We start from the raw sequence: 12,735 nt of genomic DNA on the forward strand, positions 1-12,735 counted from the left end.
CGACCGGCGCCGTCGTCAGAAGACCAGTGGCAGGACTCCCGGCCCCAGATTGTTGAAGGTCGAGCCCCAGTCCACGACTCCGAACGTCGCCATGAGGTTGCCCCAGTTTCCCGTCACCACGGCGTTGCCGATGGTCGCGCCCTGCTGGAAGGCCCAGTAGACGCTGTCGATGACGTTCGTCCCGAGGAGCGGACCGAGGTTCTCCGCGAGCATGCACATCCCCCTCCCGGCCTGTGTGGAGAACGGGCCGCTACCGACGGTTCCGTGAGACGCGATCCCCGACACCCGCGTCCCGCACTGCCACCCCTGAATGTCGACCTCGTCGCGCTCCGATGCCTCATCCGGATGTCCGATCGGCCCCTTTGGCGGCGAGGCAGACAGGGGCCACCATAGGGGCCGGCGGTGGGGTTCGTACCGGATTGCCGATTCCGGAGACCAGCTTGATACCCATGAGCCCGGGTAGTCCGATTTGTCTATTACCTCCGCTTTACCAACTTTAGATCGTTCGAGTACCTGGGGGGTTGAGTGCCACTATGTCGAAGCCGGTCGACAAACGAACCGGTCCCGAATCTCCCCCCGGCCGACCGTCCTGGTGGGCCCCGAACCTTGGAGGATCGATGAGCGCACCCACCTATAACGGCGCCAAGGAAGCCCTGCTGACCCCGGGCCAGGTCGCCGCACTGTTCCATGTCGACCCCAAGACCGTCACCCGTTGGGCGCACGCAGGCCGGCTCGGATCGCTGCGTACCCCCGGAGGCCACCGGAGGTTCCGGGAGGCCGAGGTGATGGCACTCCTCTCGTCCCTGACCACCGAGGCGCACCACAGCTAGTGCCGGGGTCCGGAACTTCGGACACCAGGTGGATGCCGGGAACACCCGGACACGGCTACCCTCGTAACCAGGAGGTGCACCGTGATCTACCTACTGGCGCTCATCGGTCTGGTGACGCTTGCGGTCCTGTTCTGGAAGGCGTTCGGCCCCACACCCACCACCGCGGTACGCGGGGGCGGCAGGGGCGGTAGGGCTGTCGGTCCCGACGACGACCCCGAGTTCCTGTGGCGCGTGGACCGCGAGAACCACCGCCGCCACTCGGACCGGCCCGGTAGCGATACCCCCACCGATCCCGACGCCTAGGCCACGCGAGAACGCAACAAAAGGAATCGGCCGCTGTCTCACAGCGGCCGATTCCTTTTCGCTTTTTCCACCCCTCGCTTGCCGGGGTCCCGCACCCGAGCGGGGTAGATCAGGTGAGACCCGCGTAGGAGTGCAGACCCGAGACCACCATGTTGATGATGAACAGGTTGAAGAGCATCGCGACGAAGCCGGCGACGTTGATCCAGGCCGCCTTGGTGTCGCGCCAGCCCGACGTGGCGCGGGCGTGCAGGTACGCCGCGTAGATGACCCACGCGATGAACGAGACCGTCTCCTTGGGGTCCCAGCCCCAGAAGCGTCCCCATGCCGCCTCGGCCCAGATCGCACCCAGGATGATGCCGGCACCGAACAACGGGAACGCGACGATCGTCGACTTGTAAGCGAGTCGGTCGAGAGTCTCGGCGTTGGGCAGACGCTGCGCGATCTTGCCGAACGGCCCGTCGCCCTCCTCGCCCGCCGGGAACTTCATGCGGTACAGGAACAGGATGCTCGCGACGCCGGAGACCAGGAAGATGCCGCTGCTGACGCTGATGATCGTGACGTGGATCGGCAGCCAGAACGAGCGCAGGGCGGGTACGACGGGTGCCGCGTCGGCGTAGAGAACGGTCGCCGCGAGGAACATCAGGATCAGGACCGGCACCAGCATGAAGACCCAGAGATCGGCCGTCTTGCGCAGTGCGACGAGACCGGCGACGATCGCCGCCGCACACGCCATCGTCACGAACTCGTACATGTTGCCGAGCGGGAACCGCTCGGTGGCGAACCCGCGCAGCACGATCGACGCGATGTGCAGCACCGCGCCGACGACCAGCAGCGCGTAGCCCATGCCGCCGAACTTCTCGGACCACGTCTTGCCGGGCTTCTCGACCACGCGGCCGGGCACGAGATCCGCCGTGGCGACGGCACCACCGGTGGCGCCCGCCGCGACGAGCTCACGGTCCTGGACCGCGCGGGCGCGCATCGAGGCGTACCGGGCGATGAGCAGCACCGTCGCGAGCGCGTAGATCGCGAAAGCCGACTCGAACGACCAGTCGCTGTAGCGAGCGAGTGTCTCGTTGATCGTCATATTCATCTCCTGCGCGTCGCGCGCTCGTCGTCCAGCAGTCGGGTGCACAGTCGATCGAACTCGTCGCCCCAGCCGGCCTGATCGGTCCGGGCGAGTCCACCGAGCTCTACTACGGTACGTCGTTCACCCTCGGCCAATGTAGCCGACACAGTGTCGGCATCCTTGCCGGGGCCGGTCGCGGGATAGATCCGGACCCACACACGACGTCTCTTGATCACCAGGGAGACCAGCAGGCCCGCCATCATCACGATCGACGACACCAGCACCCACTGCTGCGCGGGGTCGTGCGAGACCTGCAGATTCACGAAGTCGACGGCACCGTCGAACCGCACCTGCGTGCCGTCCGCGAGGGTCTTCGACTCGCCCGGGAACAGGTTCACGCGCTCCTGCTTGACCAGCCGACCCTGGTTGATGAGCTCCTTGTTCAGCGAGAACAGACTCTGCGGGTTGCCGGTGTCGAGACCGGTGTCGCCCTTGTAGATGTCGATCGCGACGGCCGGATCGTTCATCGCCGGATAGCCCGACGACAGCAGATTCCCGTGGAACACCGCGGTCGGGGCGAACAGACCCTCGATGGCGATCTGGTTCTTGCGGCGTTCGTCCTCGTCGGCGTACATGCCGCCGGGGGGGTCGAAGCGCATGGCACCGCTGGACAGGAACGTCGTCGCGTCGTCCGGACGCCACTGCAGCGTCTCGGTGCGGGTCTCGCCGTTCGGGAACGTCACGGTGAACGTCGGCGCGTAGCCGTGGCCCTGCAGGTAGACGCGGTCGCCGGCGACCCGCAGCGGGTGGTTGACCTTGAGCTGCGCGTCCCGCCAGGTGTTCGACTCGAGGTCGTCGCCCGACTGGTAGGAGATGTTCGACGTGAACATCTCGGCCTGGCCGTTGTCGAGGTAGTCCGCGGTGAAGTCCTTCACTCGCACACACAGCGGGGTCATTCCGGTGCCGTCGCGCTCGTTGCCGGCGCGGAAGGAATCGAAGACCGCGGGTGAGGTCGTGCAGAGGCCGGCTCCGTCGTTGGCGATGACGATCACGTTGCCCTCGTAGCTGTTGAGCTTGCCGACGGCCAGCGAGACCAGCAGCGCCACGAGCGAGAGGTGGAAGACCAGGTTGCCCGCCTCGCGCAGGAAGCCCTTCTCCGCGGAGAGGGTGATCTCCTCGGGGTGCTTGGCGCGGGCGCCGCCGACGCGCTGGACGACGCGCCATCCGCGCAGTTGCCCCCGCACCCGCTCGGCGACCGCTTCCGGATCCTCGTCGACGGTCTCGCTGCGGTGGTGCGGCAGCCGGCCGAGGTTGCGCGGCGCCGCCACCGGCTGCGTGCGCAGCGCCTTGGCGTACTCGACGCATCGCGGCAGGATGCAGCCGACCAGCGAGATGAACAGCAGCACGTAGATTGCGGTGAACCAGTAGCTGCCGAACACGTCGAACAGCTCCAGCTTGTCCATGATCGGACCGAGGGTGGGCCGGGCCGCGATGTAGTCGTTGACCTTCCCCTCGTTGAGGCTGCGCTGCGGCAGCAGCGCGCCCGGGATGGCCGCGAGCGCCAGCAGGAACAGCAGCACCAGCGCGGTCCGCATCGACGTCAGCCCGCGCCACGTGTTGCGGGCGAGAGCGGCGGCGCGGCCACCGGCCGACTGCCGCGGCGGGCGAGGCGGATTCGTCGGGGCGTCGGCGGGTGTGCCGCCGTCGCTCACTGTGTCTCGAACCGTCATATCGGCAGGGTCACCTCCGAGATAAATGCGTCACGGACCCAGCCGACGAACTGGTCCCACGCTCCGGTGACCAGCGCGATGCCGACAGCCACCAACATGATTCCGCCGATGATCTGGATGGTCCGGGTGTTTCGACGCAGCCAGCCGACGCCGCGCAGCGCGCGCGCCGAACCGAGCGCGACGATCACGAACGGCAGACCCAGACCGAGGCAGTACGCCACGATCAGCGCGACACCCCGGGCCGCGGTCGCGCCCTCGGTGCCGGACGCGACCGAGATGACGCCCGCGAGCGTCGGGCCCAGGCACGGCGTCCAGCCGAGCGCGAACACACCGCCGAGCAGCGGGGCGCCCGCCAGGCTCGAGATGCGGCGCGGCTCCATCCGCGTGTCCTTCTGCAGCGCGGGGACCAGGCCGATGAACACCAGGCCCATCACGATCGTCACGACACCGCCGACCCGCTGCAGCACGTCGCGGTTGAGGGCGAGCGCCTCGATCGCGCCGAACACCGACACCGTGGCCAGCACGAACACGACCGTGAAGCCCGCGACGAACAGTCCCGCAGCTCCGGCCACCCGCAAGCGTCCGTCGCGCAGCGTCCTGGTGCGGGTGGCGGCTTCCGCTTCCGACACGGCGGGAGCGTCGGCGCCGACGACACCGGCCAGGTACGACAGGTAGCCGGGCACGAGCGGGACGACGCACGGTGATGCGAACGACACGAGGCCCGCGAGCACGCAGGCGCCCAACGCGAGCAGGAGCGGTCCACTCGCCGCCGCCGACTGGAAGCTGTCGCCGACACCTGCGAGGAGGACGGTATCGGCGGTCATCCCTGGTCCTGCGGTTCCTGTGCGATCCGCTCCACGACCGGTTGGAGATCCTCGACCAGCAACTCCTTGAGGAACACCGCGGCCACCCGGTGCTCGCGGTCGAGCACGATCGTGGTGGGGATGACGCTGGTCGGGTAGTTCTTACCGAGGGTGAGGAGCGTCCTCATCTCGGGGTCGTAGATGGACGGGTAGCCCACCTTGTTGTTGACGACGAAGTCCTGCGCCTTGTCCTTGGTGTGGTCCCGCACGTTGATTCCGAGGAACTGGACGCCCATGTCCTTGGTGTTCTCGTAGACCTTCTCGAGATCGTCGGCCTCACCACGGCACGGTCCGCACCACTGGCCCCACACGTTGAGCACGACGACCTGGCCCTCGTAGTCGGTGAGCGACGTGGTCTTGCCGTCCGTCATCAGGTCCTCGCCGGACACCTTGCCGACGGCGCCGCGCTCGGACGGCGGATCGTAGAACAGTTCGGTCTTGCCGCCGGGCGAGACGAAGACGAACGTGCCGCCCTGCGCGACGGCGTCGTCACCGGTCGCGCAGCCCGCGACGGTGGCCGCGACAACCAGCGAGCACGCCGCGGCCGCCAGTCGGAGGGACGGGAACTTCATGCTCCGGTCACCCTCGGGTCCGACGATCCGGCCGGCTCGGAGTAGACGATGTCGACGAGGGTGTCGCCCTCGTAGACCAAGGACGTCAGGGATGCGAGACCGCACTGACGGTTGCGGGGGTCGTGCCAGAGGCGCTCGCCCTGCAGGAAACGCCGCAGCGTCCACACCGGCAGCTGGTGGCTCACGCACACGGCCTCGTGGCCGACCGCGGCGACACGCGCGGTGTTGACCGCGGCGAGCATGCGGTGCGCGATCTGCAGGTAGGGCTCGCCCCACGACGGCGTGAACGGGTCGCGCAGCTTCCACCAGTGCCGCGGGCGGCGCAGCGCACCGTCGCCGACGGCCACCTTGAGGCCCTCGAAGTCGTTGGCGGCCTCGATGAGGTTGGCGTCCGTCGCGATCTGCAGGCCGTGCTTCTCCGCGATCGGCGCAGCGGTCTCCTGTGCGCGCTGCAGCGGCGACGCGACGACGTGGGTGATGTCGTGGTCCGCGAGCGCCGACGCGACGGCACGGGCCTGCGACTCGCCGTTCTCCGACAGCCGGAAGTTCGGGAGGCGTCCGTAGAGGATGCCGCTCGGGTTGTGGACCTCGCCGTGCCGGAGCACGTGAACGATGGTCCGGGTCTCGGAGTTGTCGGAGGTGTCGGCAGCGCTCGCGTTGTCGGCGTCGGTCACGGTGGTGGTCCCTGCGTTTCGGTCGGTCGGCCGGTGTCCGGTCGATCCGGGTCTGGTCAGTTCTGGGCTGCGGCGGCGGCCTTCGCCGCGTGCGGTGCGGCGTCGGCGATCTTCGAGAAGGCGTCGTCGTCGAGGGCCGACGAGACGAACCATGCCTCGAACGCGCTCGGCGGCGCGTAGATGCCGCGCGCGAGCAGAGCATGGAAGAAGTCCGGGAAGCGCCACGTGTCCGCGGCCTTGGCCTCGGCGTAGTTGGTGACGGGGTTCTCGGTGAAGAACACGCTGACCAGCGTCCCTGCGTACTGGACCCGGTGCGGGACGCCCTCGGCGGTGAGCGCGTCACCGAGCAGCGTGCCCAGGGTCTGCGCGTTGCGCTCGAGCGCGGCGTAGACGGCGTCGTCGGCGGCGCGCAGGTTCGCCAGGCCCGCGGCGACGGCGACGGGGTTACCGGAGAGCGTGCCGGCCTGGTAGACGGGGCCGGCGGGGGCGAGCTTGGCCATGACGTCGGCGCGACCGCCGAACGCGGCGGCCGGGAGGCCACCGCTCATCACCTTGCCGAACGTGTAGAGGTCACCGGCGACGCCGTCGCGGCCGTACCAACCGGAACGGCTGACGCGGAACCCGGTCATGACCTCGTCCATGATCAGCAGCGCACCGTGCTCGGAGGTGAGTGCGCGCAGGCCCTCGTTGAAGCCGGGCAGCGGCGCCACCGCGCCCATGTTGCCGGCGGCGGCCTCGGTGATGACGCACGCGATCTCGCCGGGATTCGCGGCGAACGCGGCGCGCACCGCCTCGAGGTCGTTGTAGGGCACGACGATGGTGTCCTCGGCCTGCGCGCCGGTCACACCGGGCGACGTGGGCAGCCCGAACGTGGCCAGGCCCGAACCGGCGTCGGCGAGCAGGGCGTCGACGTGGCCGTGGTAGCAGCCGGAGAACTTGACGATCTTGGACCGGCCGGTGAAGCCGCGGGCCAGCCGCACGGCGCTCATGGTGGCCTCGGTGCCGGAGTTGACCAGGCGGACCTGCTCGACGGGCGCGACGCGGGAGACGATCTCCTCCGCGAGCGCGATCTCGCCCTCGGTGGGGGCACCGAACGACAGACCGGTGGTCGCGGCCTTCTGCACGGCCTCGACGACGGCCGGATGCGCGTGTCCCAGGATCATCGGACCCCACGAGCACACCAGGTCGACGTAGTCGTTGCCGTCGACGTCGGTGAGGGTGTAACCGGACGCCTTCTCGATGAACCGGGGTGCGCCGCCGACCGAACCGAACGCCCGAACGGGGGAGTTCACGCCGCCCGGGATCACCCTGGACGCCCGGTCGAAGAGTTGGGCGGAACGGGCGTCACGAAGATCGGGTCCGAGGCCGGACCCGCTGGAGGCAGCAGTCACGGTTTCCAGTGTCCCAGTTCTGTCGAATTTGCCAACGACAGGGTGTAGGAGGTGGCCGGAATCACATCGGCTCGTTGTGTCCGTTCACGCAGGTCGGGTGCCGGGCAGTTCCCGGGCAGGACCCGCCGGAGCGCATTACCGTCGGGTCATGGCGACCACTGCGGATCATCTGCGAAGCACCCTCGACGGCCGATGGGCGGAGGTGCGCGAGAAGGCCCGGATCGACCTGTCGACGGACGAGTTCCGGCCGCACTACACCCCCGACATCGCGCAGGCTCGGGCGAAGACACTCGAACAGATGCGGGTCCTCGCGACCGGCGGCTTCGTCGACCGAGGCTTCGGCGTCGAGATCGGTAGCGGCGCGGACCCGGGCGCGGCGGTGACCGCCATCGAGATGCTCGCGATGTCGGATCTGTCGCTCATGGTGAAAGCCGGCGTGCAGTGGGGTCTGTTCGGCGGCGCGATCGAGAACCTCGGCACCGAGGACCATCACGCCGAGTTCCTGCGCCCGATGATCGACCTCGAGTTACTGGGCTGCTTCGCGATGACCGAGACCGGGCACGGCAGCGACGTGCAGAGCCTCGAGACCACCGCCACCTACGACGCCGCCACCGACGAGTTCGTGGTCCACTCCCCCACCCCGTCGTCGCGCAAGGACTACATCGGCGGCGCGGCCGAGCACGCCCGCGTGGCGGCGGTGTTCGCGCAGTTGGTGGTCGGGGACGAGTCGCACGGCGTGCACTGCCTGCTGGTGCCGATCCGCGACGCCGACGGCAACGACCTGCCTGGGGTGACGACGTCGGACTGCGGCCTCAAGGGCGGTCTGCCCGGAGTCGACAACGGGCGCATCATGTTCGACCACGTCCGGGTGCCGCGGACCAACCTACTGAACCGGTACGGGTCCGTGGACGCCGACGGCGTGTACTCGTCGCCGATCGAGAACGAGAACCGCCGCTTCTTCACGATGCTCGGCACGCTCGTGCGCGGGCGGATCACGGTGGGGGGCTCGGCGGCCGCAGCGGCGCGGGTCGCCCTCACGATCGCCACCCGGTACGCGTTGCAGCGCAAGCAGTTCAGCGCGCCGAGTGGGGACGACGCGACGCCGGATCCCGAGGTGCCGATCATGGACTACCTGGTCCACCAGCAGCGCCTGCTCCCGCACATCGCCCGCGCCTACGCACTCGGGTTCGCGCAGAACGAACTCGTCGCGAAGATGCACGACATCCAGACCGCCGACGAGGTCGACTCCGCCGAGCAGCGCGAACTCGAGTCGCGGGCCGCGGGGCTCAAGGCCGCGAACACGTGGCACGCCACGCGGGCGATCCAGGAGTGCCGGGAGGCGTGCGGCGGTGCCGGTTATCTCGCCGAGAACCGCCTCACGGCCCTCAAGGCCGACACGGACGTGTTCACCACCTTCGAGGGCGACAACACGGTGCTCACCCAGCTGGTCGCGAAGGAGCTGCTCACCAAGTACGCCGACGAGGTGCGCGGGATGAGCCCCGTCGAGTGGATGGCGTTCGCCGCCAGCGCTTTCGGTGACGCGGTCCGCTCTCGCACGGCAGCGCAGCAGATCATCCAGACGATTCTCGACACCCGCCAGGACAACGAGGAGGACGGCAGCCTCTTCAACCGCGGCACCCAGTTGACGATGTTCGAGGACCGCGAGGAGTATCTGCTCGCGACCGCCGCGCGGCGCCTGCAGGCCGCCCGCAAGCGTGAGGACGACCCCTTCGACGCCTTCAACTTCGTGCAGGACCATGTGCTGCACGCGGCCCGCGCCCACATCGACCGGGTGGTGCTCGAGGCGTTCATCGCGGGCATCGACGAGTGCGAGGACGAGGCCGCGCGCGACCTGCTGAGCGAACTGTGCGACCTGTTCGCGCTCACCGTGATCGACGACGACAAGGCGTGGTTCATGGAGCATCGCCTGCTCTCCGTCGAACGCGCCAAGGCGGTCCGCCGCGGCATCAACGAACGCTGCCGGACGCTGCGCCCGCACGCGGCCACCCTCGTCGACGGCCTCGGTGTGCCCGACGCCCTCGCGGGCGCCGCCATGCTCGACGGTCAGTAGTCGGCCGGCCGGGTTCCCACGACCACGGTGGCGTCCAGCTCGTCGGAATGGACGATCTGCGCGAGAAGTCCTGCGCGCGTGAATATCCCGACCGAGCTGGACGCCTGGTGGATGCTGGTCTCCACCAGCAGACGCCCGCCGGGGCTCAGCCAGCGCGGCGCCGCTTCCGCCACGGCCCGCTGAACGTCCAGGCCGTCGGGGCCGCCGTCCAGCGCCGCACGCGGTTCGTGATCGCGCGCCTCCGGCGGCATCAGCGCGATCGCATCGCTGGGCACGTAGGGGACGTTGGCGACCACGACGTCGACGCGCCCCCGCAGTTCCTCGGGCAGTGCGTCGAACAGGTCTCCCTCGTGCACGTGCCCGCCGACCGGTTCCACGTTGCGGCGCGCGCACCTGACTGCGACGGGATCGAGGTCGGCGGAATGGAGTTCGACACCGGGTGAATCGGCAGCGATCGCGACTCCCACCGCGCCGGACCCGCAGCACAGGTCGACGACGACGTCGCCCTGATCCACCAGTGCCGCAGCCTCTTGCACCAGAAGTTCGGTCCGTCGACGCGGCACGAACACGCGCTGTTCGATGTCGATTCGCCGGCCGCAGAACTCGACCCAACCGAGGACGTGCTCGAGGGGCACACCGGCGGAGCGACGTTCGACCATCCCAGCCAGGTCTCCGGCGCGCGCCGCCTCCGCGACCAGAAGGCGCGCCTCGTCTTCGGCGAACACGCATCCGGCCGCGCGCAGCGTCGCAACGACCGTCGCCAGCGCGAGATGCGGAATGTCGGGTTCAGGAGTTCGCACGAAACGCCTTTCGAGATACCGAAGAGGCTCGTCCGGCGAGACTACCGCGGCTCGCGGCGCTTCTCCCAACGATTCGGCCCAGCCCGACCCGCCTCGACCCACCCCTCCCGTCCCGCGTTTTGCGCACTTATCGCGGGATTCCGGGCGCAGGTTCCCGCGTTTCGCGCACTTATCGCGGGATTCCGGGCGCAGGTTCCCGCGTTTTGCGCACTTATCGCGGGATTCCGGGCGGGGTGAGCTACCGGGCCTGCTGCCCGTCCGGTCAGTCCACGAACGCCAGCACCCGGCACGGCCCGCCGGATCCGCCGCGATGCTTGGGCGCCCCGACCACCACGGTCGCCCCTGCCGGCGGCAGCGCGGACAGGTTCGCGAGGGATTCGATGCCGTACTTGCCCGCGCCGAGGGCCGCCACGTGGGCGCCGTAGGTGCGGCTGCGCGCGGCGTCCAGGCTCAGTGTGTCGACGCCGATCGCCACGATGTCGCGTTCCTCGACGAGGAAGGAGACCGCGTCGGGGTCGAATCCCGGCGAGTGCGGGGTCCCGGTCGCATCCAGGCCCACGTACTTACGCGGGTTGGCGACATGCGCCGCCCAACCGGAGTTCATTGCAACCAGTGATCGGGCGGGCAGCCGCCCGTGTGCGCGCTCCCACGCCTCGATGTCGGCAACCGTCAGCACCGCGTCAGCGTCGGTGCGGGCTCGCTCCGAGATGTCCACGACGGCGATGGGCGCGACGAAGTCCTCGATCGGTAGTTCCTCGACCGTGCGACCGCCCACGATCTTGTGGGCAGGCGCGTCGATGTGGGTTCCGACGTGTTCGCAGTACGAGACGCGGTTGACGTGGAACTCGCCGCGCGCCGGGCCGGACGATCCACCCAGTACACCTGCAACGGAGCCGAGGGGGCTCGGATCGATCACGACGACCGGTGCCATCGTGAAGGACTCGCTCCCCGGCCACACCGGGAAATCGGGAGTGAGAGTGTGCGTCAGATCGACCACCGAGCGCGCCCGGATCGAGATCGCAGGCTCTGCGGGCGTGGCCACAGCGGCGCGCGGAGCCAGTACCCCGCCCAGTGCCGCCAGGCCTGCGGCGCCCAGGAGTCCCCGTCGGGTCACCCTCGGCCCGCCCTCCCCGATCGTCCGGTGCACATGCGTCATCACCTCGGGAGCACACACGACCTACTGCTCCTACGACGTGGTGGGAGCGACGCGGAGCACCTTGTCGCCGGTGCCGTTGTCGGTGGTCACGAGCAGGCTGCCGTCGGGCATCCGGGTGGCCGACCGGAGGCGCCCCTGATCGGTGAGCACGGAGTCCGTCTCCGTCACCGCTGTTCCGTCCGCGGTCAGCTTCAACAGCAGCATCTCCCGGCCCTGCTGGGTGGTCACGGCCAGTGCGCCGTCCCACTCCCCCCATGCGGCGCCGGAGACGAAGGTGCCGCCCGGGGTGGCGAGAGTGGGCGCGCCCGAACTCCACACCGCGGCGACCGCGCCGGGAACACGGACCGGATCGGTCATCGGAACGCTCTCGTCGTAGATGAACGGCGCCCGATCGGGTCGATAGCCGTAATTGTTTCCGGCATCGAGCAGGTTCACTTCGTCGTCCCGGCTGGTGCCCTGCTCGATGCCGTAGATACGCCCGGTGCCCGGCTGCAAGGCCAGGCCCTGCACGTTCCGATGCCCGAGCGTGAAGACCGGACTGTCCGGGAACGGGTTCCCCGCCGCGGGTGAGCCGTCGGCGTCGACGTGCAACACCTTGCCGCCCAGCGAGTTCCGATCCTGCGGGACCGTGGGGCTCGCAGTGTCCCCCGTGCCGATGTAGAGCGTGCCGTCCGGATGCGCGAGGATTCGGCACCCGCCGTGGCGGCCGCCCGCACCGGTCGGAATCCCCGTGAGAACATCCCCGGTGCGGGACAGCGTCGTCCACTCCGGGTCTGCCGTCCACGACACGACGCGGATGTCGGTGCCGGCGTCCGCGCTCCCGAGCGAACCGGCCCCGAGCGAACCCCCGCCCGCTTGCCGGTGTCCCTGACACGTGTAGACGGTGCGACTCGTCGCGAAATCCGAGGCGAGCGCGATACCCATCAGCCCGGTCTCGCCCTCCGCGTACAGGTCCGACAGGTCCGCGGTCATCTCCCCGACGGTGCCGTCCGGACGCTTGACGACGAAGCGTCCGGCACGTTCACCCGTGAGGATCGCGCCGTCGGGCGCGACCACCACGTCCCAGGGCTTCGCGAGGCCGTCCATCACCGTGGTGACCTGAAGTGGCGGCGCCGGTTCGGCACACGCTGTCGGCGCGACCCCGATTCCGATGATCGCTGCCGCGACGGCAGCTCCTGCTCCGAGCGTCGACCTGCGCACGAAAGACCCCTCCCTGTCTGCCGGTGATGTGCCGCTCACCCTACGCGGAGTAACCGACGAGTCGGTCCGAAGCCGGCAG

General features: G+C 69.3%; 13 protein-coding genes. 3 read left to right on the forward strand and 10 right to left on the reverse strand.

Features of this window, described 5'->3' with window-relative positions; genetic code table 11:
• Positions 1-15: 15 nt before the first annotated feature.
• Complete coding sequence (locus C7H75_RS19440) at positions 16-213, reverse strand: hypothetical protein (RefSeq protein WP_022597499.1); 198 nt, start codon at positions 211-213, stop codon at positions 16-18.
• Between the two features lie 404 nt (positions 214-617).
• Here C7H75_RS19440 and C7H75_RS19445 point away from each other — a divergent pair, with 404 nt between their 5' ends.
• Complete coding sequence (locus tag C7H75_RS19445; RefSeq protein WP_005518137.1) at positions 618-830, forward strand: BldC family transcriptional regulator; 213 nt, start codon at positions 618-620, stop codon at positions 828-830.
• Positions 831-911: 81 nt separating this feature from the next.
• Positions 912-1,133 (forward strand): hypothetical protein, encoded by a 222-nt coding sequence (locus C7H75_RS19450; RefSeq protein ID WP_106851708.1) that lies wholly within the window; start codon positions 912-914, stop codon positions 1,131-1,133.
• 109 nt (positions 1,134-1,242) lie between these two features.
• Here the strand turns inward: C7H75_RS19450 and ccsB are convergent, their stop codons facing one another.
• From ccsB to hemL, 6 genes are read right to left on the reverse strand one after another with little or no spacing between them, the layout of a single operon-like run.
• Positions 1,243-2,217, reverse strand: coding sequence for a c-type cytochrome biogenesis protein CcsB (gene ccsB / locus C7H75_RS19455; protein WP_106851709.1), 975 nt, complete (start codon positions 2,215-2,217; stop codon positions 1,243-1,245).
• A 2-nt stretch (positions 2,218-2,219) separates the two neighbouring features.
• Complete coding sequence (locus C7H75_RS19460; protein WP_041674418.1) at positions 2,220-3,911, reverse strand: cytochrome c biogenesis protein ResB; 1,692 nt, start codon at positions 3,909-3,911, stop codon at positions 2,220-2,222.
• A 14-nt stretch (positions 3,912-3,925) separates the two neighbouring features.
• Positions 3,926-4,753 carry a cytochrome c biogenesis CcdA family protein gene (locus C7H75_RS19465; protein ID WP_005518133.1) on the reverse strand — a complete coding sequence of 276 codons (828 nt, stop codon included), beginning with the start codon at positions 4,751-4,753 and terminating at the stop codon, positions 3,926-3,928.
• Positions 4,750-5,364, reverse strand: a complete 615-nt coding sequence (locus tag C7H75_RS19470) for a TlpA disulfide reductase family protein (protein WP_005518132.1) — start codon at positions 5,362-5,364, stop codon at positions 4,750-4,752. The genes C7H75_RS19465 and C7H75_RS19470 overlap by 4 nt, the downstream gene beginning before the upstream one ends.
• On the reverse strand, positions 5,361-6,038 hold the full coding sequence (locus tag C7H75_RS19475; RefSeq protein WP_005518131.1) for a histidine phosphatase family protein: 678 nt from the start codon (positions 6,036-6,038) through the stop codon (positions 5,361-5,363). The genes C7H75_RS19470 and C7H75_RS19475 overlap by 4 nt, the downstream gene beginning before the upstream one ends.
• A gap of 56 nt (positions 6,039-6,094) precedes the next feature.
• Positions 6,095-7,429 (reverse strand): glutamate-1-semialdehyde 2,1-aminomutase, encoded by a 1,335-nt coding sequence (gene hemL, locus C7H75_RS19480; protein WP_005518130.1) that lies wholly within the window; start codon positions 7,427-7,429, stop codon positions 6,095-6,097.
• 148 nt (positions 7,430-7,577) lie between these two features.
• Between hemL and C7H75_RS19485 the strand changes: the two genes are divergently transcribed.
• Entirely contained in the window at positions 7,578-9,500 is a 1,923-nt protein-coding gene (locus C7H75_RS19485) for an acyl-CoA dehydrogenase family protein (RefSeq protein WP_013416987.1), read from the forward strand.
• Here the strand turns inward: C7H75_RS19485 and C7H75_RS19490 are convergent.
• From C7H75_RS19490 to C7H75_RS19500, 3 genes are all read right to left on the reverse strand, one after another.
• On the reverse strand, positions 9,494-10,300 hold the full coding sequence (locus tag C7H75_RS19490) for a putative protein N(5)-glutamine methyltransferase (protein WP_106851710.1): 807 nt from the start codon (positions 10,298-10,300) through the stop codon (positions 9,494-9,496). The two genes, C7H75_RS19485 and C7H75_RS19490, sit on opposite strands and share 7 nt — an antisense overlap.
• 262 nt (positions 10,301-10,562) lie before the next feature.
• Complete coding sequence (locus tag C7H75_RS19495; protein WP_084956181.1) at positions 10,563-11,474, reverse strand: cyclase family protein; 912 nt, start codon at positions 11,472-11,474, stop codon at positions 10,563-10,565.
• A gap of 12 nt (positions 11,475-11,486) precedes the next feature.
• A complete protein-coding gene (locus C7H75_RS19500) occupies positions 11,487-12,656 on the reverse strand; it encodes a PQQ-dependent sugar dehydrogenase (protein ID WP_106851711.1) in 1,170 nt (389 codons plus the stop codon).
• Between the last annotated feature and the right edge of the window lie 79 nt (positions 12,657-12,735).

It is taken from the genome of Rhodococcus (subgen. Prescottella) equi (assembly GCF_003013675.1).
GTDB lineage: Bacteria > Actinomycetota > Actinomycetes > Mycobacteriales > Mycobacteriaceae > Prescottella > Prescottella equi.